The sequence below is a fragment of the Pseudomonas danubii genome (genome assembly GCF_042980055.1).
GTDB lineage: Bacteria > Pseudomonadota > Gammaproteobacteria > Pseudomonadales > Pseudomonadaceae > Aquipseudomonas > Aquipseudomonas danubii.
Window position 1 is genome coordinate 5744797 of the sequence record NZ_CP116502.1, and the last position, 23251, is coordinate 5768047.

Here is a 23251-nt window from a genome sequence, read left to right on the forward strand (position 1 = left end):
ACCAGTGAAATGAGCTCATGACCGATCGCCGTACATTTCTCAAACAGGCCGGCATCCTCGCCGCCGGCCTGCCTCTGGGCGCCGGCGCCCTGGCCGCGTCCGGCACCAGCGCTAGCGCCCCGGCGCCCACGCCCAAGGCCCCATGGGCGCAACTGCGCCTGCTGTTCGACCAGGACCCGGACTCCATTCACTTTTCCAACTTCCTGGTGACCTCGCACCCAAGGCCCGTGCGTGAAGCCATCGAACGACATCGCGCCAATATCGACCGCAACCCCGGGCTGGCCATGGACTGGGACCTGCAGGAACCCTGGAAACGCGAGGCCGAGGTGCGTCGATGGGCGGGTCGCTACCTGCAAGCCAAGCCCGGCCAGATCGCCCTCACCGGCAGCACCAGCGAAGGCCTGGCGATGATCTATGGCGGCCTTCACGTGCGGCCCGATCAGGAGATCCTGACCACGGTGCACGAACACTACGCCACCGAGTACAGCCTGGAATATCGCGTGCGCAAGCAAGGCACCCAGGTGCGCAAGATCAGCCTGTTCAAGGACCCGCACCGGGTGTCCAAAGATGAAATCCTGGACTCGATCAAGCGCAGTATCCGCCCCAATACCCGAGTCCTGGGCATGACCTGGGTGCAGTCGGGCAGCGGCGTGAAACTGCCTATCGGCGAGATCGGCCAGTTGGTGGACGAGTTCAACCGCAACCGCGACGACAAAGACCGAATCATCTATGTGGTGGATGGGGTCCACGGGTTTGGCGTGGACAACCTGGACTTCCCCAACATGCACTGCGACTACTTCATTTCCGGCACCCACAAGTGGATGTTCGGCCCTCGCGGCACCGGGATCATCTGTGCCCGTTCCGAGGAGCTCAAGGACGTTACCCCCAGCGTGCCGACCTTTTCCGAGGACAACAATTTCGCCACCAGCATGACCCCCGGCGGCTACCACGCCTTTGAACACCGCTGGGCCCTGGATGAAGCCTTCAAGCTGCATTTGCAATTGGGCAAGGCCCAGGTCCAGGCGCGCATCCACGCCCTCAACAGCTACCTCAAGCAACGTCTGCAGGAGCTGCCCCAAGTGGAGCTGGTCACCCCCCTGAGCCCCGAGCTGTCAGCGGGCTTCACCTTCTTCCGGATCAAGAATCAGGACTGCGACAAATTCGCCGCCTACCTGATGGCCAATCGGGTGGTGGTCGATGCCGTGGACCGCGACGTCGGTCCGGTGATCCGTACCGCGCCTGGCCTGCTCAACGACGAACAACAGATCGATCGCTTCATGGACCTGCTGCGCAAAAAGGTCTGAAACCGCTCCTCCTTGCGCCCTGCGTCACTTTTAAAAAGAGAGTCATGATGAAACAGCATTCACTGAGCACCGCCCTCCGCCCGCCCCTGGCCAGTCTCTCCCTGGCCCTGCTGTTGAGCCTGTTACTGCCGACCGCCGCCCAGGCCGCCGCCTCGCCCCAGCCGGGCAAGGTGTTCAAGGACTGCAAGGACTGTCCGGAAATGGTGGTGCTGCCCGCCGGCACCTTCATCATGGGCACCCCCGCTGACGAGGTCGGCCGCCAGGAGGACGAAGGTCCGATGCATGAAGTGACCTTCGCCAAGCCGTTCGCCATCGGGCGCTTCCAGGTCCTGGCCGGCGAATGGGCGACCTACCTGAAGGAAACCGGCTACCAGATGCCCGACGGCGACACGCGCCCTGGCCGCGAATGCAAGGCCGGCAAACCCCGCTACGAAGTCGGTCCGCGCCAACCGGCGGTATGCATGGACTTCAACGAAGCCCAGGCCTACACCGCCTGGCTGTCCAAGCGCACCGGCCAGCACTACTTCATCGTCAGCGAAGCCATGCGCGAATACGCGGCCCGCGCCGGCAGTACCGGCCCCTTCCCCTTCCCTTTCGACGAGGGCAAGGAGTACAGCATCGCCAAGCACGCCAACACCTACGGCCCGGAAGACGGCTTCAGCTTCACCTCACCAGCCGGCTCCTTCCCCGCCAACGCCTTCGGCGTCTACGACATGCACGGCAATGTCTACGAGTTCACCCCCGACTGCTGGCATGAAAACTATGTCGGCGCCCCCACCGACGGCAGCGCCTGGACCGAGCCCAACTGCAGCGTCCTGCAGATGCGCGGCAACGATTGGACCGAAGCGCCGATTTTTTCCCGCTCAGGCAACCGCAACAACATCTACCCCACCGATCGTGGTGACTGGCTGGGGTTCCGGGTTGCCCGCGACCTTTGACCTTCCCCCTCATCGACTGACGGAGACACACCATGAAAGCAGCTTTGTTCACCCTGTCGCTGAGCGACGGTTCCACCGCCAGCGTGCATGACGCCGAAGAGAACCAGGGCAGCCTGCACACCGAGGGCTTCGCGGCACTGACCTTTCGCAGCGATGGCGAACTGATCGAGATCGCCGGCGAGATTGCCCCCAACTACCCGGCCAGCGCGCTGCTAGCCTTGTTGGGCGGGCATTTCTGCTACAAGAAAAAGTCCGCCCAGGTACGGGTTCGCCTGCGTGCCAGCCGCGACTTTGCCGTGTCAGCCATCCGCCAGGGGGTCTTTGACACCTTGCTCGCCGCCGATGCCCACCAGGTGGAGCTACAGTGCCGACGCAGCACCTTCTGGCAGCACCCGCTGCCCTGGCTCAGCGCTCCGGCCAGCGCCCACACCGCGCCCTTCTACCAGTTCAGCGGCGAGAAACGTCACCCACAACGCCCGCCACTGCCCCAGGGCGAGGTGTACCGCCGTCGACTGCCGGGGCTCAACACCGAGTTCAGCCTGCGCACCATCGATCCGGACCGTGACCTGCAAGCCTTCAATCGCTGGATGAACCTGGAGCAGGTGGCGTTCTTCTGGGAGCAGGCCGGCAGCCTCGACGAGCACGCCGCCTATCTGCAAGACATGCTCGCCGACCCGCGGGTCCATCCGTTGATCGGCTGCTACGACGACGAGCCTTTCGCCTACTTCGAAGTCTACTGGTGCAAGGAAGACCGCATCGCCCCCTACTACGACGTGCAGGACCACGACCGCGGCTGGCACGTGGTGGTGGGCGAGAACAAGCACCAGGGCATCGGCAAGCTCAAGGGCTGGTTCAATTCGCTGATGCACTACATGTTCCTGGATGATCCACGCACCCAGCGCATCCTTGGCGAACCGCGCATCGACCATGACCGGCAGATCGACTTCCTCAAGTCCCAGGGCTTCGGTCACTTGAAGGACATTCAACTGGCCCACAAGAAAGCCGCCCTGCTGCGCCTGGAGCGCGAGTTCTTCTTCGATCGACCACTTTGAGCTGATCCAGCGGTCGCTGCAGCCTCCCTGCAGCGACCGACGCACGGCGCGACGCCAGGCCTGCGCTAAATCCCCCCAGCGCCACTTCGTCTTCTCTGCAACGGTCTTGAGTCAAGCCCCGTCCCGAACGCGACAGCCTCCTCAAGCCCGGCATTGAAGCGCACGGCACTGCACGCCGCGTCGCGCTGTGCACCCCGGCCCCTTGCCCGTATCTCGATCCATTCCAGAGGAAGCGCACCAGATGAACCCGACGGCTGCACCCCGGCCCCCATGCCCCAACGCAAACCGCCTCTCACCCGCCCTTATCCGTGCTTGAACCAGGAGTCATCATGAACAGCCCTCCGCGTAGCCGCAGCGCCATCCGTGACCTGCTGGGCCTGCTCAAACCTTTCTGGCCCACCGTGGCCGTATCGATCGTGCTGGGCATCATCGGCGGCCTGAGCATCACCGTCCTGTTGGCGACCATCAACCAGGCCCTGAACGGCGCCGACGGCCTCAGTCGCGGCGTGGTCCTGACCTTCGCCGGGCTGTGCCTGCTGGCGCTGCTGTGTTCGATTCTGTCGGACATCGGCAGCAACTACGTCGGCCAGCACATCATCAGCAAGCTGCGCAAAGACCTGGGGGAAAAAGTCCTCAGCGCGCCCATCGAGCAGATCGAACGCTATCGCAGCCATCGCCTGATCCCGGTACTGACCCACGACATCGACACCATCAGCGACTTCGCCTTCGCCTTTGCGCCACTGGCCATTTCCCTGACCGTGACCCTGGGCTGCCTGGGTTACCTGGCCCTGCTCTCATGGCCGATGTTCCTGCTGATGCTGGTGGCCATCGTGATTGGCTGCAGCGTGCAGTTTGTCGCGCAGACCAAGGGCATCAAGGGCTTCATGGACGCCCGGGATGAAGAGGACAACCTGCAAAAGCACTACAACGCCATTGCCGACGGCGCCAAGGAACTGCGCATCCACCGGCCTCGCCGCAACCGCATGTTCAACCAGCGGATCAAGCACAGCGCCGAGCACATCTGCAACAAACAGATAGAGTCGGTGAACATTTTCATCGTCGCCAAGACCTTCGGCTCCATGCTGTTTTTCGTGGTCATCGGCCTGGCCCTGGCCCTGCAGTCCTTCTGGCCCAACAACGACCGCGCAGTGATGAGCGGTTTCGTCCTGGTGCTGCTGTACATGAAGGGCCCCCTGGAGTTGCTGATCGGCAACCTGCCGATTGTCAGCCGCGCCCAGGTGGCCTTCCGCCGCATCGCCGAACTGTCCGAGCGCTTCTCCTCCCCCGAACCGCACCTGCTGCTCAGTGAAACCGCGAGCCAAGCCCAGACTGTGCACAGCCTGGAACTGCACGATGTGCGCTACGCCTTCCCGGCCGTCGAAGGCAGCGCGCCCTTTGCCCTGGGCCCGGTGAACCTGCGGATCAAGCAGGGCGACATCGTCTTCATCGTTGGCGAGAACGGCTGCGGCAAGACCACCCTGATCAAGCTGCTACTGGGCCTGTACCGACCCCAGGAAGGCGAGATCCGCCTCAACGGCCACGCGGTCACCGCCGAGACCCGCGACGACTATCGGCAACTGTTCACCACCATCTTTGCCGACTACTACCTGTTCGACGACCTGGTCCAGGGTGGCGAACAACTGCCCGAAGAGGCCGAACAATATCTGCGCCGCCTGGAGATCGGGCACAAGGTGAGCATCCGCGACGGGGCCTTCACCACCACCGACCTGTCCACCGGGCAACGCAAGCGACTGGCGCTGGTCAACGCCTGGATCGAAGAACGCCCGGTGCTGGTGTTCGACGAATGGGCCGCCGACCAGGACCCGACCTTCCGGCGCATTTTCTACACCGAGCTGCTGCCGGACCTCAAACGCCTGGGCAAGACCATCATCGTCATCTCCCACGACGATCGCTATTTCGACATTGCCGACCAGTTGGTGCGCATGGAAGCGGGCAAGGTCAGTTGCGAACTCGAACCGGCTTGATTTTTTTCGTCTCGGCTTTCCGGTTTTCGGGAAGTCGAACGTCTCATAACAAGTTTGAGAAACATTCACATTTAAAACGAATTCCCATTGCCGCTTAATAAGAGCAAATGAACATGCCAGCACCTCTTGGACTCACCCCCCTGAAAACAGCCCTGCTCATGCGCCATGCGCTGCGGCCGAGCTTGCGTCCCTATCTGCTTGGGGCCGTATTGGCGCTGCCCTGTGCCGCCCAGGTACAGGCCCAGCAAGCCAATTTCGATATTCCTGCACAGTCACTGGGCAGCGCCTTGCAGACATTCGGCCAGCAAGCCGACCTGCAAGTGCTCTACAACCAGGACAGCGTCCAGGGCAAGCGCAGCACGGCGATCAAGGGCGCCTTACAGCCCGACCAGGCCCTGTCGCAACTGCTGCGCGGGACCGGGGTGAGTTATCAGCGCCAAGGCAACACCGTGACCCTGGTGCAAAGCAGTGGGGCTGTGGAGCTGGGGACCATGAACATTTCCACTCAGGGGCTGGGGAGCACCACTGAGGGGACTGGTTCCTACACCACCGGGCAAAGCAACTCGGCCACGCGCATGGACCTGTCCCTGCGTGAAACGCCGCAGTCGGTGAGCGTCATCACCCGCCAGCAGATGGATGACCAAGGGTTGACCGAACTGGCGCACGTCATGCAGCAGACCCCCGGGATCACGGTCAACCGCGAGAGCTCCGAAGGCTACGTGTATTACTCGCGGGGCTTTGAAATCCAGAACTTCCAGTACGACGGCATTCCCAGCCTGGGCACCGACGGCGGCAACATCCGCGACAACTACAGCATCGGCAACACCCTGATCTACGACCGCATCGAAGTGCTCAAGGGCGCCACCGGCCTGGTCAACGGCATCGGCTATCCGTCCGGGGTGATCAACATGGTGCGCAAGCGCCCCACCCGGGAATTCCAGGGCCACGTCGCCGCTGGCGCCGGTTCCTGGGACCGCTACACCAGCGAAGTGGACGTTTCCGGCCCGCTGGTGGAAGGCGGTGCGATACGCGGACGGATGGTGGCCGGCACCGGCAAGCGCAACAGCTTCATCGACTATCAGAAAGGTGAGCAGAACGTCTTCTACGGCATTCTCGAAGGCGACCTGAGCGACGCCACCACCCTCAGCGTCGGCTACGACTACCAGAAGAACAACAACGACGCCACGACCAACACCAGCTTGCCGGTGTTCTACAAGAACGGTAATCGGATCAAGTTCTCCCGTTCCACCAACCCGGCGGACAAGTTCGCCTACCGCAACCAGGAAACCCAGCACGCCTTTGTCGGCCTCGATCACCAGTTCGACAACGACTGGACCTTCAAGGCGACGGTCAACACACGCAAGTACACCTCGCGGGAAATCATCGCCGGCATGTCCAGCGAGCACGTCAACCTCGACAACAGCCAGGACTATGGCTACCTGCCGCCGGGCGGCGTGGCCAACTTCGGCTCTAACAGCGACGAGAAGTCCTTCGATGCCTACGCCAAGGGTCCGTTCGCGCTGTTTGGGCGCACCCACGAACTGGTGCTGGGCTACAACTATTCCCACGCCACCACCCGCTCCAAGCGTATCGACGGCACCACCACTGGAGTCATCGACGACGTGCTGAACTGGAACAACAGCATGCCCTACTCGACCGACTGGGCCTGGTGGTCGACCTTCGACATCAAGAGCACCCAGAAAGTCTCCTACGCAGCGGTGATCCTCAAACCCACCGACGCCCTGAACTTCATACTCGGTGCCCGGGTCACCGACTACGACTGGCAGATCGATCGGGTCAACGCCCTGCGCCAACTGCCGCGCATCTCCACCACCAACTCCGGGGAAGTCATTCCCTATGCCGGCATCACCTATGACCTGGACGACTACCACACGGTCTACGCCAGCTACACCGACATCTTCAAGCCACAGCCCTACAGCCTGGACGTCAGCGGCAAGTCCCTGGAGCCGCTCACCGGGCAGAGCTACGAAGTGGGGGTCAAGGGTGAATACTTCGACCGTCGCCTGAACGCCAGCCTGGCGCTGTTCCAGCTCAAGCAGGACAACCTGGGCGAGAATACCGGCGTCATGGGCGTTGACGGCTTCGAGGCCATGCGCGCGATCAAGGGCGCCACCACCAACGGCATCGAACTGGAAATGGCCGGTGAAGTGCTGCCGGACTGGAACGTCAACGCCGGCTACGTCTACCAGGAATCCTACGACGCCAAGAACAAGCGCGTGGCCACCACCCAGCCACAGCACTTGTTCAAGGTAGCCACCACCTATCGCCTGCCTGCCGAACTGAACAAAGTCACCGTAGGCGGCAACATGCAATGGCAGAGCTCGACCTCCTTCGTCGACAACAGCTTCGTCGATGCCGCCTACAACCAACTGCCCAGCCACAAATTCACCCGTGCCAGCTACGCCGTGGTGGGCCTGATGAGCAGCTACGACTTCAACCAGAACCTCAAGGCCACGGTCAACCTGAACAACGTCTTCGACCGCAACTACTACAGCGGTATCGGCACCTACAACTCGATCTACTACGGCGACCCGCGCAACGTCATGTTCAACGTCAAATACAGCTTCTGATTCCCCTTGGTTGAACCCCTCCCCGCCCCGGTCACCGGTGCGGGGATTTTTTTGCCCGAGGCGCCAGCATCGACCTGATGTCTCGCCCTCAGTCTTCGGCATACGCATTGGTATTGGATTTTCGTAGGAGCCGGCTTGCCGGCGAAGAGGCCCGCAAGTCATGCGTCGCCTGGGCGGACGCCTTCGCTGGCAAGCCAGCTCCTACACAAACGCACCCCACCCTTAGCTTCAGGCCGGCCGGCAGGCCGCCGTCACGCTCTTGATCTTGATCTGAACGCCCCGTTAACCACGATGGCCGAACGCAGGCATTGAGCCGAGGGTAACCCGGCAGGGATGCCGGGTTAGCCGCCACCCGGCCAAGGATGGCCGGTGGCGGCGGCCCACGGATCAATGCCTGCGTTCGGGCATGCCGAGCCTAGGCGAGGCACCGAGTGGAGGGGCAAAGCCCTTTGGTTACTTTGGGGCCCCAAAGTGACTCGCCGTAAGGGCGAAACCGCCAGCCGCCGCACCCGCAGCAATGGATAAGCCCCCTAACCGCCAGCCAGCACCCCCGCAGCAATGGATCTGCACTCCAACCCCCGCCGCAAAAGCCCAACCACCACCAGATTTCCCCCATCCAAAAAAAACGGGAGAACAGTCACCTGCCCTCCCGCCCTTCACTCCAATGTCCTGTACCTAAGCCCCCACTCGCACCTCCCGCTGAGACCGAGTCCCACCCAGCTGCGCCAACACCTGCGCCAGCGAGCGCGCCGGCGAACCATCTGCCAACACCCCAAGCAACTGCACCAGTTGCAGATTCACCCCCTGCACCGCCGCCTCGCTAAAGGCCTCAAGCCGATGGTCATAGTGGAACTGCAACTGCCCCTTGAGCTCGACATACAAGGTCAACGCCGAACTGGTCTGCTCGAAACTGTGCATGCTCTCCAGACGCAAATCACCGACATCACCACCGGCCGACGCCGCACTGACCGGATAGTTCTCGAACACGATCACCGTGTCGCTCAACTCCCCGCCCGGCAACCCGGCCCAGCGTTCGATATCGCTCAAGGCACTGTAGCCATGCTCACGCATCAGCAAGTTGCGTCCTTGCAGCGCTTGCAGCCAGTCACCCACGCTCTGCTCTGGCTCGATACGGGCCACCAGCGGCACATCGTTGATGTACAGCCCCAACTGCTGCTCAATGCCCTTGAGCTGTGGCGGGCGTCCGGCGATGGTGGCGCCGCAGGCCACCGTCGACTGACCGCAATGCACATGCAGGAGCAACAGCCAGGCCGCCTGCACCAGGGTGTTGGCAGTGATCTTCTGCTGCCGGGCGAAACGAGTCAGTTGCTCGGTCTGGGCCTCGTCGAATTCGAAGTAATGCTGGCGATGCCCACCCCGCTGCCGATCACCCTGGGCCATCGCGCAGGCACTGAGCAAGGTCGGCACCTTCAGTGGCTTGAGCTGTTCACGCCAGAAGCGTTCGTCGGCCTGCTGGTCACGGGCCTGCAGCCAGGCAATGTAGTCATGGTAGCCAGCCGGTCGGTGACTGATGGCCTGCCCGGTGTAGGCCGCCAGCACATCGTTGAACAACTGGAACCCGCTCCAGCCGTCCAACAGGATGTGATGGTTGGTACAGATCAGCCGGTAGCGTCCCTCCCCCAGCTTGATCGCCTGCAGACGCAGCAACGGCGCCTGGGCCAGGTCGAAGCCCTTGAGCCGGTCAGCCAGGGCCAGACGCTCCAGCGCATCGCTGCTCAACACAGTGCCGTCGAGCTCCTGGAACGGCACCTCGACCTGCTTGTGGACCACCTGCAGTGGCTGCACCAGGGACCCGCCCCAGACAAAACGGCTGCGCAGGATCTCATGGGTATCCATGGCCTGCTGCCAGGCCTGACGCAGTCGCTGCGGGTCGACGCCTTGCACATCCATGCACATCTGGTTGACGAAATCCCCCGCCTCATGGTCCTGCAACTCATGCTGCAACAAGGCCTGCTGCATCGGCGCCAATGGGTAGATGTCCTCAATCTGCGCCGGCACCAGCGTCAGGGCGTCGAGCTGTTCCTGAGTCAGCCGCGCCAGCGGGAAGTCCGATGGCGTGACGCCGCCGCGGGCCTGGCAGCAATGCTCCACCAGTGCCTGCAGCGCCTGGACATAGTCCTGGGCCAGTGACTCGATCTGCGCACTGTCGAACATGCGCTGACTGAAGCTCCAGTCCAGGCGCAATTGACCGTCGTACACCTTGCCGCTGATGGACAGCCAGTTGCCCAGGGGCGCATCGATACTGGCATCCGCGCCATGGGCCTCGGGCGCCGGAATGAACAGCGCCTGAGGATCATCGAAACTGCCGTCGAACTGCCCCAGGTAGTTGAAGGTGACCCGAGGCTGGGCAAGCCCCTGCAACGCCTCGCGACTGGCGGTATCCCCCAGGTAACGCAGGGCACCGTAGCCGATCCCCTTGTTGGGGATCGCCCGCAGCTGTTCCTTGATCCGCTTGATCGAAGACTCGGCGCTATCCCCGGCGCTCAGGCGCACCGGGAACACCGAGGTGAACCAGCCCACGGTGCGGCTCAGGTCCAGGTCCTCGAAGAGTTGCTCACGCCCGTGGCCTTCCAGCTGGATCAGGGTCGAAGGCTGTCCGGTCCACTGCCCCATGACCTGGGCCAGGGCCGCCAGCAACAGGTCGTTGACCTGGGTCCGGTAGGCGGCCGGAGCGCGTTGCAGCAAGCGTTGGGTGGTCGCGGCATCGAGCTGGACCTGCACGCTGCCGGCGTCGCGGCTCAAGGCCTGGGTGCCGGGTTCAACCCCAGGCAACGATGCCTGTGCACCCGAAAGTTGCGCGTGCCAGTAGGCCAGTTCGGCCCGGGCCTCGGGCCCATGGGCATACGCTTGCAGGCGTCGGCCAAAGGCCTGATAAGAACTGCTCTTGGCAGGCAACTGCACCGCTTGCCCGGCCAGCGCCTGGGTGTAGGCACTTTGCAGGTCTTCGAACAGCAGCCGCCAGGACACGCCATCCACCACCAGGTGATGGGCCACCAGCAACAAGCGCTGAGTGGAGTCCGCCAGGGTCACCAACAGCGCCCGCAACAAAGGCCCGCGCTGCAGGTCGAGGCTGCACTGGACCTTCTCGCAGAGTTGCTCCAGCTCGGCGGCGTTGGCGGCTTCGGCCTGCCACAACAGGTCCGGACCGGGCCCGGACTGATCCAGCGGACCATGGCTGGCACTCCAGCCTGCGCTCCCCTGCTGGAACTGCAGACGCAATCCGTCGTGATGCTCAAGCAAGGCCCGCAAGCCCTGCTTCAGGGCCAGCGGGTTCAAGGGCGTGGCCGGAATCAGCAGCACCGACTGATTGAAATGGTGCCGCTGGGGTATCGGCTCGGCAAAGAACAGACGCTGGATCGGCAGCAGCGGCATGTCGCCGGTCACCGGTCCCTGATCGATGTCGTCCTGCACCCCGCACTGCGCCACCGCCGCCAGCCCCTGGATGGTCTGTTGCTCGAACAGGTCCTTGGGGGTAAAGCGGATCGAGGCCTGACGCGCTCGACTGACCAACTGCAGGGAGATGATCGAGTCCCCACCCAGCTCGAAGAAGTTGTCGGTCAGACCGACCTGCGCCAGCTTCAGCACGTCCTGCCAGATCTGTGCAAGGCGCTTCTCCAGATCGCTGCGCGGTGCCACATAGGCGTGGCTGGCCTGGGCCATTTCCGGCATGGGCAGCGCCTTGCGATCCAGCTTGCCATTGGGCGACAGCGGCAAGCGTTCGAGGAACAGCCAATAGGACGGCACCATGTAGTCGGGCAGGCAGGCCTTCAACGTCTGGCGCAGGGTTTCACGCAACCTTTCCTGGTCTTGCTCGTCCTCAAGCGCGGTCGCGGCCGTCACCAGATAAGCCACCAGACGCCGGCCATGGGCGGTGTCCTGGGCCAGAACCACCGCCTCGCTGACCTGCTCATGGGCCATCAGCCGCGCTTCGATTTCACCCAGCTCGATGCGGAAGCCGCGGATCTTCACCTGGTTGTCGATACGCCCCAGGTACTCGAACACCCCGTCACTGCCCTGGCGCACCACGTCCCCGGTGCGATACAGGCGTCCCCCCAAGGGGCTGTAGGGATCGGGAACAAAGCGCTCGGCGGTCTGGGCGAAACGCTTCAGGTAGCCTCGCGCCAAGCCATTGCCGCCGATGTACAGCTCTCCGGCGACCCCCACTGGCAAGGGATTGAGATCGGCATCCAGGACATAGGCGCTGCGCTCGCCGACGCAATGGCCGATGGGCGCATAAGCAGCCTTGCAAGGCTCACCGGCAGCGGTTTTCCACACCAGCGGCGTGACCACGGTTTCGGTGGGCCCGTAACCGTTGATCATGTACTGGGGACGCAACACCTGCTGGACCAGCTCGAAGCTGGCCTGAGGCATGGCATCGCCGCCAAAGCTGTAGAGGCGCATGGGCGGCGGATTGCCGACCCGCTGCACATGCTCCGCCAACTGATGCAGGTACGCCGGCGGGAAGCCGGCCATGGTCACGCCATGGCTGCGAATCGCTTCACAGGTCTGCTCCGGGGTCCACAGGCTGTCGTCACGCAGCAGCAGGCTGGCACCGCAGACAAAGGCGGTCAGCCAGCGTTCATGGGCGCCGTCGAAGGAAAACGACAGGAAGTGCAGTTCACAGTCATCGGGCGTCATGCCATAGCGTTCGCCGGTGGTGCGACAGTGCATCGCCAGCGGACCATGGGCCACGGTCACGCCCTTGGGCTGCCCGGTGGAGCCCGAGGTGTAGATCACATACGCCAGGCTCTCTGACGCCACCGTCACCGCAGGCGCGGTCAGCGGATGCTGCCCGACCTTGAGGCGCGACAGATCGAGCACCGCCAGACCGGCGGCCGAAGGCAGGCGCTGCAACGACTCGCTGTCACTGAGCAACAGGGCCATGCCGGAATCCGCCATGAGGTAGGCCAGGCGGTCGGCTGGGTAGCTCAGGTCCAGCGGCACGAAGGCACCGCCGGCCTTGAGCACCGCCAGCAAGGCCACCAGCAGCCCCTCGCCCCGGGGCAGCGCCACGCCGACCCGGACCTCCTGGCCGACCCCGCGGGCCACCAGTTCATGGGCCAGGCGGTTGGCCCGGCGATCCAGTTCACCGTAAGTGAAGCGCTGCCCGGCAAACAGCACCGCCTGACGCTCCGGCCAGCGTTGTGCGAGGGCACCGATGCTCTCGTGTACCGCCGGCTCGATCCCCGGCGCGACGGGCGCTACGCATTGGCTCGCCGTCTCTGCCGGGGTCAGCAGCTCGATGGCGCCCAGTTGCAACTGGGGGTTATCAATCAGCTGCGCCAGCAGGTGCAGCAGATGGCCGTTGAGGCGCTCGATCACCGCCGCGCTGAAGGCCTCCCGGGCATAGCCGTAGCTGATGCTCAGGCGCTGCTCCAGCGCCACCGCCACCGACAACGGATAGTTGGTGCGTTCACGACTGTGCACGGCACCGAAGCGCACGCTGGAAGCCTCCTCCTGCTCCAGGGCCTGGGCCACCGGGTAGTTGTCGAAAACCAGCAGGGTATCGAACAGCGCTTCACCGCTGCTGCCGGCCCAGCGCTGGATATCGTTGAGCGGCGTATGTTCGTATTCGCGCAGTTGCAGATTGTGCGCCTGCACCTGTTGCAGCCACTGCGCCACGCTCATCTGCGCATCGGGGGTGGCGATCACCGGCAAGGTATTGATGAACAGACCGATCTGCTGCTCGATCCCCGGCAGCTCCGAAGGACGCCCCGCCACCGTCGCGCCAAAGGCCACGGTGCTCTGTCCGGTATAGCGCTGTAACAGCAGGAGCCAAGCCGCCTGCAACAGGGTGTTGGCGGTGATTTTCTGCTGCCGGGCGAAGGCCACCAGGCGCTCGGTCCACGGCTGGGTCCAATCATGGTGGAACTCGCCATGGCCGGCATCCGCGCCCGGGTTCTCCAGGGCGATGCTGCCCGCCAGGCGGGTCGGGGTCGACAAACGCCCCAGTTGCTCGCGCCAGAAACTTTCACAGGCGCTCAGGTCCTGGCGTTGCAGCCACTGGATGTAGTCGCGATAACGCCCCGGAGCCTGTGGCGGCACCACCCCGGCGTAGCGTTGCAGGACCTCGCTCATCAACTGCGAACTGCTCCAGCCATCCATCAGGATGTGGTGGTTGGTGTAGATCAGTTGGTAGTCCTGGGCCGTGGTCTGTACCAGGCACAGGCGCAACAGCGGTGCACGATCGAAATGCGCACACAGGCTGCGCTCTTCGCCGGCCAGCGCTTCAAGGGCCGGCTCGGTGGCCTGCCCGGCCGACCAGTCGAGCACCCGGAACGGCAGCGCCAGCTGACGCTGGACAATCTGCACCGGTTGCTCCAGCTCCGCTTGCCAGTGGAAAGAGGTACGCAGAATGTCATGGGCCTGCAGGGCATCTTCCCAGGCCCGGCGGAAACGCTGCGGGTCCAAGCCCTGCACCGACACCCGGACCTGATTGACGTAATCGTCGCTGGCCTGCTCGTAGAGGGTGTGGAACAGCATGCCCTGCTGCATCGGCGACAAGGGATACAGGTCGACGATGGTTCGTGGGGCCACCGGCAGCGCATCCAGCTGAGCCTGGTTCAACCCGGCCAGGGGGAAGTCCGACGGCGAGACACCAGCCGAGGTGTCCAGGGTGCAATGCTCGATCAGTGCCTGCAGTTCCAACAGGTAATCATCGGCCAGGCGCTGAACCGTCTGCGGCTTGAACAACTGATGGCTGAAGCTCCAGCTCAGGGACAGTTCGCCCCCATAGACCTGGCTGTTGACCGTCAACCAATTGCTCAGTGGCGCCTCGTGGTGACGTTCGTCACCGGCCGCTTCCGGCGCCGGAGCCAAAAGTGACTGCGAGTCGAAGCTCTGGTCGAACTGCCCCAGGTAGTTGAAGGTGATCCGCGGCTGCGCAAGCCCCTGCAGGCGTTCGCGGACCGCGTCCTGCCCCAGGTAACGCAACGCGCCGTAACCCAGGCCATTGGCCGGGACCCGACGCAAGTCCTCCTTGACCGCCTTGATCGAATCCGAGAGTGACTGCGCCGGCGTCAGGCACAGCGGATAGAGGCTGGTGAACCAGCCCACCGAACGCGACAGGTCGACATCGGCAAACAGTTCCTCGCGCCCGTGACCTTCCAACTGCACCAGCATCTGCGAATGCCCGGTCCAACGGCAGATCACCCGCGCCAGGGCGGCCAGCAACAGATCGTTGATCTGTGTGCGATAGGCCTTGGGGGCCTCCTGCAACAGCTGGCTGGTCAGTTCCCGAGGCAGCCGGGCGTTGATCGCCGTGCCATGGCACGCCAGGTTCGCCCCGGCGGAATAGTCCAGGGGCAGGCCCTGAGGCGCCTGCTCCAGTTGCCGGCACCAGTAATCCAGTTCGTCGGTGTGCCCAAGGCGCTGCGCCCAGTCTTGCAGGTGCACGGCCCAATCCTGGAAAGCACTGGTCTTGGACGGCAGGACCGGCGCCGCCCCCTCGGCCAACTGCCGATAAAGGCTTTGCAGATCCTCCAGCAGAATCCGCCAGGACACGCCGTCCACCACCAGGTGATGAATGACCAGCAACAAACGCTGGCTGCCATCGTCCAGGTCCATCAGCACCGCGCGCAACAACGGTCCCTGTTCCAGGTCGAGACTGCTCTGGGCCTGTTGGCCCAGTGCCTGAATCGCTGCGGCATCCGCCACCCGCTGCCGCCAGAGGCTGACCGGCTCGGGATGCTCCTGGTGTTCGGCCTGCCAGAGGCCGGCGTGCTGCCGGTACCTCAGGCGCAAGGCATCGTGCTGCACCAGCAGTTGGTTCAGAGCGCGCTCCAGCAGCGGCACCTGCAGCGGCTCGCGTGGGGTCAGCAGCAGCGACTGGTTCCAGTGCTGGCGCTGGGGAATGTCACTGGCAAAAAACACCTGCTGGATCGGCGTCAGCGGCATCGGGCCACGCACCGGGCCCTGATCGATGAGCAAGGCCGTGCCTTGCTTGGCCACCGCTGCCAGTTCAAGAATGCTCTGGCAGCGGAACACGTCCCGGGAGGAAATCTGCAAGCCCGCCTGGCGTGCCCGGCTGACCATCTGGATGGCAATGATCGAGTCGCCACCCAGTTCGAAGAAGTTGTCGTTGATACCGATCCGCGGCTGGTTCAAGACCTCCTGCCAGATATCCACCAGTGTCTGTTGCACGGGGTTCTGTGCCGCACGGTAGAGGTCCTGCGGACGGCCCTGCTCAGGGCGCGGCAGGGCCTGGCGATCGAGCTTGCCGTTGGGGCTCAGGGGCAGCGCCGGCAGCAACAGCAGGTGGCTGGGCACCTGATGGGCCGACAGCTGCGCATTCATGTGCTGCTTGAGCCCTTCCTTGCACTGATCCGGGTCGAGCCCGGGCTGGCACACCAGATAGGCCACCAACTGCTTGCCCTGGGGTCCATCCAGAGCCAGTACCGCACACTCGCGCACCCAGGGATGACTGTGCAGGCAAGCCTGGATCTCTCCCGGCTCGACCCGGAAGCCACGAATCTTGATCTGCTGGTCGATGCGCCCGCAGAACTCGATGCTGCCGTCGCGGCGGTAGCGCACCTGATCGCCGGTGCGGTACAGACGGGCACCGCCCTGCGGGTCGAAAGGATCGGGGATGAAGCTGGCAGCGGTCAGCTCAGGACGCCGATGGTAATCACGGGCCAGTCCGGCACCGGCCAGATACAGTTCGCCCAGGCTGCCGACGGCAGCCGGCTGGCCTTCGCTGTCCAGCACATAGGCGCGGACATTGGTCAGTGGCCGGCCCAGGGGAATCGAGGCGGCCTGGGACCAGTCGCCCTCCACGGCCTGGGTCAGGGCGCCCACGGTGCTTTCGGTCGGCCCGTAGTGGTTGACGATCCGGCACTGCGGCGCCAGGCGTTGTATGCGCTCAACCAGGCTCACCGGGCAGGCTTCGCCACCCAGCACCAGGCACTGACGTGGCAGCACCGCGCCATTGTCGTCACCCAACAGCGCCGCCAGGTGCGAGGGGACAATTTTCAGCACATCGATCTGTTGCTGTTGCAGGTACTGGCCCAGGCCCGCACCGTCCACCGCCAGATCGGCGCTGATCACATGCAGCGCCTGGCCGCCGCACAGGGCACCGAACAGCACCGTGTGCCCAAGGTCCGCCGCCGGCGTGGACACCAGCGCCATGCTGCGGGCCGACGCCAGCGGCAGACGCTGATGAATGGCCGCCACGTAGTTGGCCAGGGCGCCGTGGCTGATGGTCACGCCCTTGGCCCGACCCGTGGAGCCGGACGTGAAGATCACATACGCCAGGTGCCCGGGAGCCGTCAGGGGTTCGAGGTTGTCGCCACTCAGGGCCTGGCGTGCCGGCGAATCCTCAAGGGGCTCGATACAGAGCCCGGGCAGATCGGCAAAACGCCCGATCAGCTGCTGTTGGGCCAGCAACTGGGTAATCCCGCTGTCCTCGATCATGCCGTTTAGGCGTTCCTGGGGGTATTCGGGGTCCAGAGGCACGTAAGCGCCGCCGGCCTTGAGCACCGCCAGCAGGCCCACGATCATCTCGATCGAGCGTTGCGCGGCAATGCCCACCAGCACATCCGGCCCCACGCCGCGCTCGCGCAGCTGACGCGCCAGGCGGTTGGCCTGCGTATTGAGCTGTTGATACGTCAGTTGCTGACCGGCGCAGACCACGGCCGGCGCATCGGGGCTGCGCAGCGCATGTGCCTCGACACAGGCCGGTACCGACAGGGGTGGACGCTCAAAGGCGCTGCCGAGGTTCCACTGCTCCAGTATCTGCGTGCGCTCTGCCGCATCGAGCATGGGCAGTTCGCCCAGGCGACGCTGCGGTTCGCGCACCACCGCCTGCAACAGGTTGTGCCAATGCCGGGCCATCTGCTCGATGGTCTGCGGGTCGAACAGGTCGCTGGCGTAGACCAGCGCCCCCTGCAGGCGCCCGCCTTCTTCATGAGTGTTGAAGGTCAGGTCGAAGCGCACGGATTCGCTGTCGCTGGCCAGGGCCTCGATCTTCAGCCCGGGAATCTCCACCCGCGCGCCTTCATTGTCCCCCGCCAGGTGGTTGTAGAGCACCTGGAACAATGGGCTCTGGTTCAAGCTGCGCTCAGGCTGCAGGGCATCGACCAGTTGCTCGAACGGCAGGTCCTGATGCGCCTGGGCCTCCAGCACCCGGGTCTTGACCTGGGCCAGCAAGGCACTGAATGACTGCTGCGGGTCGATCTCGGCCTGCAGCACCTGGGTGTTGACGAAAAAGCCGATCAGCCCCTCGACTTCGGCCCGCGTGCGGTTGGCCACCGGCGTGCCCACGCGAATGCTGCGGGCACCGCTGTAGCGCTGCAGCAGCACCTGCAGGGACGCCAGCAGCACCATGAACAGGGTGCAACCGGTACTCGCGGCCAGTTCGCGCACACCGCGGTCCAGGTCCTGATCGAAGACCATGGCGTGACGCCCGCCCCGGGCACTGCGCACCGGCGGGCGCGGCCGGTCCAGAGGCAGTTCCAGGGTCAAGGGTTCGCTGCCCAGGCGCTCGCGCCAGTACTGCAACTGCCGCTCGGCTTCACCGGCTTCCAGCCACAGGCGCTGCCAAACGGCGAAGTCGGCGTACTGCACCGCCAGCGGCGCCAGGTCCGGCGCGCGCTGGTATTGGCGCCAGTGCTCATAGGCGCTGGTCACCTCGCCCACCAGGATCGGCAGCGACCAGGCATCACTGATGATGTGATGGGTACAGAACAGCAGCACATGTTCCTGGGGCCCGAGCTTGATCAGGGTCGCCCGCAACAGCAGGTCGTGCTCCAGGTCGAAGGGGCGTTCGCCCTGCTCCGCCACCTGTTCGGCCACCTGTGGGCCGGCGTCCTCAAGGTGGCTGTAATCCAGGCGCTGCAGGAGGAATTCGCGCTGCGGATGAATCACCTGCATCACTTGCTGGCCGTGCAGGCTGAAGGTGCTGCGCAGCACTTCATGGCGGTCGATCAGGTACTGGATACTGCGTTGCAGATCGGCGTCCTGCAGGTCGCCCTGCAAGCGCAGCACCGCCAATTGGTTGTAGGCGCTGGAGGTCGGCTCCAGTTGCCAGAGAAACCACAGGCGCTGCTGGGCATAGGACGCGCACATCAGCGTCTGGTCCTGGCTGCGCCCAGGGATCGGCAACAGGTCCAGGGACAGCCCCTGCTCGATCATCTTGCGCTGCAAGGCGCTACGCTCCTGGGGGCTGAACGCGGCGAACCGCTTGGACAGCGCCAGCATGCGCTCGGGTAACGGATTCATCACTCCTGGGCCTCCGCAAACAGGGCTTCCAAGGCATCGACCTTGTCCCCTGTCACCCCGGAATCACGATGCAGCTCGACCTGTCGGGCCAGCAGCTCCACCGTTTCGCCCTCGAAGAACACCCGCAGCGGCAAGGACAGGTTGAGCTCGCTTTGCACCTTGGAGCGAATGCGCGTGGCCAGCAGCGAGTGGCCGCCCAGGGCAAAGAAGTTGTCATGCACACCGACCCGCTCCAGTTGCAGCGCCTCTTGCCAGATGGCGGCCAGGGTGGCCTCCAGCTCGTTGCGCGGCGCCACATAGGCGCTGCCTTGCAACTCCAGGGCGCTCAGGGCGTTCCGGTCCAGCTTGCCGTTGGGGGTCAGGGGGAAACGCTCCAGGACACTGAGGAACGACGGCACCATGTACTCGGGCAACTGCTCGCGCAGCTGGGCCAGCAGGGCCTGCTCCTGGGCCTCGCGGTCGTCGACCTGGGCCAGCACCACATAGGCCACCAACTGTTTGCCGGCCGCCGTGTCCCGGGCCACGACAGCGGCTTCGCGCACATTGGCAGCTTGCCCGAGCAGGCTCTCGATCTCGCCCAGCTCAATGCGAAAGCCACGGATCTTCAGCTGGAAGTCAATCCGGCCGAGGTAGTCGAGCGTGCCCTGGGGCAAGCTGCTGACCCGATCCCCGGTGCGATACAGACGCGCGCCGGGGGTGCTGGCGAACGGGTCAGGGAGGAAGCGGCTGGCAGTCAGGGCCGGACGCTTGAGGTAGCCACGGGCCAGGCCCGGACCGCCGATGAACAACTCGCCCTCGCGACCGATACCGGCCAGTTCGGCTTCTTCATCCAGCACCCGCAGGCGCGTACCGGCGATAGCGCCACCGATGGCCACCCGCTCATCCACAGGCGGCTGCTCCACCGCGAAGGCCGAACACCAGACCGCACTTTCCGAAGGGCCGTATTCATTGACCAGCAAGGTCTCGGGCAGCCGTTCCCGGTGCCGCAGGGCCAGCTCCACCGGACAGGCTTCGCCGGCCACGATCACACAGCGCAGTGATGGCTGCTGCAGGGCTTCGAGGATTTGCGCATAGAACGATGGCAGGGCCAGGAAGTGGGAAATCCGCTGCGCGTCGATGAGTTCGGCGACCTGCTGCGGGTCCTTGTGCTGCTCTTCGCTGGGCAGGTACAAGGTCGCGCCCTGGCTCAGGGTCCAGAAGATCCCCGCCACGGAGCTGTCGAAGGAGAACGAGGACAGCATCAGGAAACGGTCCAGGGGCGCCTGGTAGAACGCGCCGCGGGCCAGGGTCGAGGTGCTGGCATTGGTGTGGGACACCATCACGCCCTTGGGTTTGCCGGTGGAGCCCGAGGTGTAGATGACGTACGCCAGGTTATCGCCTGTGCTGCGGCTCGGCAGCGCTTGGGCGCTGCCGCTCAACAGCTGCGGGTCCAGGCTGATCTGGGGCAGCTCGGCCGGCAAGACGATGTCCGGGTGCAAGGGTTGCAGGCTGATCAGGCAGCGCACCGCTGCGTCCTCGAGCATGAAGGACAAGCGCTCGCTGGGATAGGCCGGGTCCAGCGGCAGGTAGGCGCCACCGGCCTTGAGAATCCCCAGCAGGGCCACCACGATTTCGATGGAACGCGCCCCATAGACCCCGACGATGGCATCGCTGGCAACCCCTTGCTGGCGCAAGCTGTGGGCCAGCTGATTGGCCTGACGGTCGAGCTCGGCGTAAGTGATTTCCCGGCCATCGACATGGATCGCGGCACGCTCGGGAAAGGCCCGGACCGCCTCTTCGAACAGCTGGTGCAGCAGTGGTGCATCGGCGGCGCTCAGGTCCGCGCTGCGATCGAAATCCTGCAACAGGCGCTGCGCCTGATCAGCGCTGACCAACGGCAATTGCTCAAGGCTGAGACTGCTGTCCGCAGCGGCCGCTTTGAGCCACTGGGCGAATTGTTCGAGCCAGGCGACTGGCAGGCCGTCGGGCAGCAGATGGGGCTGCCAGCTCAGTTGCAGCGACAGCTGGTCGGCCTCGGCCCGGGCCTGCAGGTGCAACTTCTCGAAGCACGCCTGATCGAGGAACAGCTCCTGCACCTCGGCGCCTTCGCTGTAGGAGCAACCCAGGTCCAGGGGACGGGGTTGCTCGGCGCCGAACGCTTCCAGCTCGTTCAGGCAATCCTGCCAGGAGCGGCTCAGGTCCAGCTGATGACAGAACGCCTGCAGGTTGTCCTGCAAGGTGGCTTGGGGCTGCAACGTGACGGCCACGGGCAGGCGCCGGCTGAAATGGCCCAGGGTCTGCTGCAACTGGTCGCTGCGACCGTCCACGGTCAGCGCCACCAACAGCGAGTCCTGCTGGCTCAGCCCGGCGAGGAAACCGGCCCAGAGGAACAGCAGGCTGTCCTCGACACTCAGCTCGGCCGCACTGGCCAATTGGCGCAATGCCGGTGCCAGATCGGTGTCCAGGCGGCATTCCTGCAACTGCGGCGTAAAGTCCAGGCGGCGCTCGAACGGCAGGCGCACGCCCGGCTGCTGTCCGGCATACAGAGTGCGCCAGAACTGCAGGCCTTCGCGACCGATCGCCTCCTCCCCCAGCTCGCTCTGCCAGGCGGCGTAATCGGCGTACTGCAGGCTGTCGAACGCTGGCAACTGCCCTCCCGCGCACAGTTGCTGCAGTTCGGTCATCAGCAATGCCAAAGACTGGCGGTCACAGCTGGCCAGGGCCACGCTGACCAGCAACTGGCGATCCAGCAGCGAGGCCACCAGGGGCACCTCGGTCAGGGCCAGGCGATCCTCGGCACGGGCCTGTTGCAGGCTGCGCCCCGTTTCCAGCGACAGGCGCAGGCGCACCTGGGGGGTGATTTCCTGCACCGGTTGCTTGAAGCCGGGCACCTGCCGGTAGCGGGTGCGCAGGATTTCGTGGCGCTGGCACACCTCGTTCAGTGCGGCCTCCAGCACAGCACGCTCGGGCGGCGCGTCGAAGGACAGGAGCGCCTGCGCCGCCAGCGGCTGGCCCAGGTACTGCTGCTGGGAAAGAATCGCGGCCTGCTGGGCCGAAATCTGAAACGTCTCTGCTGGGGAAAAGTCGGTCATGCTGATGTCCTTAACCAATGGCCACGTCGGTGCTTTTCAGCGGGACGGCCATGGCTGTGAGTATTTTGCGCGGGCCTGAATATTCGTTGCGGGCGTGCAGGGTGAGGATGTTGTCGAGCATCACGACGTCGCCCTTCTCCCAGGGAAACTCCACCATCACCTCGCGATAGAGCTGTTGCAGATGGGTGATGTAGTCATCGGGGATCGGGCTGCCATCGCCAAAGAAGGTGTTTTGCGGCAGGTCCTCGGGCGCGAACTCCGCCAGCAGGCTGTCGCGGATGCTCTCTGGCAGGGTCAGGGCATTGAAGAACGTCGCATGGTTGAACCACACGCTCTCGCCGGTACGCGGATGCCGGACCATGGCCGGGCCCTGTTGCCGGGTGCGCAGGCGGTTGCCGGATTTCCACTCAGGGGTCACGCCGATCTTCGCGCAATAGGCCTCGACCTCGGCGCGGTTGTCGGTCTGGAACACGGTCTGCCAGGGCAGCCCCATGCCGTCGCCATAGTTGCGCACATAGAGCACGCGCTTGTGTTGGAACTCTTCGCGCACCTGCGGATCGATCCGCGCCAGCAAATGCCGGGTGTCGCCAAATGGCGTCTCGCCGCCGGTGGTCGACGGCACGTCGCAGTAGAAATACAGGTGCAGCGGAAACACCGGGGAATAGGAGTGCTCGTTGTGGGGGAAGATCTTTTCCACGGCCGGGTAGTCGGTGGAGCTGTAGACATTGAGTTTCTTGGTGATCTGGGTCCGCGGCGAGGCCCGGAACAGGTACTCCAGGGCCCCACCGGAAATCGAATCGACGCACTGGTTGAATTCGGTGATGTCCTGCACCGCGAAGCCGCGGAACAACAACGTTGCGTGCCGATCGAGCTTTTCCTGGAGCAGCTCGCGGTTTTCCCCGGCCCACTGCGCCAGCCCCACGCCAGGAACGTTCGGCGTACACAACAGGGGAATCGAGCTGTTCTCGAACAGCGGCGTAAACGTCACCAGGCTGGATTGGTCCAGGCTCAAGCTCTTGCGCCGTCCCTTGCCCAATGCCGGTATGGCTTGAGACTCGAATTTCGACATGAC

Annotated in this window: 8 protein-coding genes; 5 read left to right on the forward strand and 3 right to left on the reverse strand. The window is 64.4% G+C overall.

The genetic code is table 11. The annotated features are described in order from the left end of the window. Nucleotides 1-17 precede the first annotated feature (17 nt). The 5 genes from PFZ56_RS25800 to PFZ56_RS25820 all read left to right on the forward strand — a co-directional run bounded on the left by PFZ56_RS25800 (nt 18) and on the right by PFZ56_RS25820 (nt 7870). Nucleotides 18-1304, forward strand: coding sequence for an aminotransferase class V-fold PLP-dependent enzyme (locus tag PFZ56_RS25800; protein ID WP_170004328.1), 1287 nt, complete (start codon nt 18-20; stop codon nt 1302-1304). A gap of 47 nt (nt 1305-1351) precedes the next feature. After that, a complete protein-coding gene (locus PFZ56_RS25805; protein ID WP_170004348.1) occupies nt 1352-2242 on the forward strand; it encodes a formylglycine-generating enzyme family protein in 891 nt (296 codons plus the stop codon). A gap of 32 nt (nt 2243-2274) precedes the next feature. After that, on the forward strand, nt 2275-3294 hold the full coding sequence (locus PFZ56_RS25810; protein ID WP_102880143.1) for a GNAT family N-acetyltransferase: 1020 nt from the start codon (nt 2275-2277) through the stop codon (nt 3292-3294). Nucleotides 3295-3623: 329 nt separating this feature from the next. After that, nucleotides 3624-5279 carry a cyclic peptide export ABC transporter gene (locus PFZ56_RS25815; protein WP_170004326.1) on the forward strand — a complete coding sequence of 552 codons (1656 nt, stop codon included), beginning with the start codon at nt 3624-3626 and terminating at the stop codon, nt 5277-5279. Between the two features lie 113 nt (nt 5280-5392). After that, nucleotides 5393-7870, forward strand: coding sequence for a TonB-dependent siderophore receptor (locus PFZ56_RS25820; protein ID WP_394304510.1), 2478 nt, complete (start codon nt 5393-5395; stop codon nt 7868-7870). Between the two features lie 675 nt (nt 7871-8545). On the opposite strand, the gene PFZ56_RS25825 is transcribed toward PFZ56_RS25820, so the two are convergent. From PFZ56_RS25825 to PFZ56_RS25835, 3 genes are read right to left on the reverse strand one after another with little or no spacing between them, the layout of a single operon-like run. After that, nucleotides 8546-19108, reverse strand: a complete 10563-nt coding sequence (locus PFZ56_RS25825) for a non-ribosomal peptide synthetase (RefSeq protein WP_170003244.1) — start codon at nt 19106-19108, stop codon at nt 8546-8548. Continuing rightward, nucleotides 19108-22179, reverse strand: coding sequence for a non-ribosomal peptide synthetase (locus PFZ56_RS25830; protein ID WP_170003242.1), 3072 nt, complete (start codon nt 22177-22179; stop codon nt 19108-19110). The genes PFZ56_RS25825 and PFZ56_RS25830 overlap by 1 nt, the downstream gene beginning before the upstream one ends. A 10-nt stretch (nt 22180-22189) precedes the next feature. Further along, on the reverse strand, nt 22190-23248 hold the full coding sequence (locus tag PFZ56_RS25835; RefSeq protein ID WP_102880138.1) for a TauD/TfdA family dioxygenase: 1059 nt from the start codon (nt 23246-23248) through the stop codon (nt 22190-22192). Between the last annotated feature and the right edge of the window lie 3 nt (nt 23249-23251).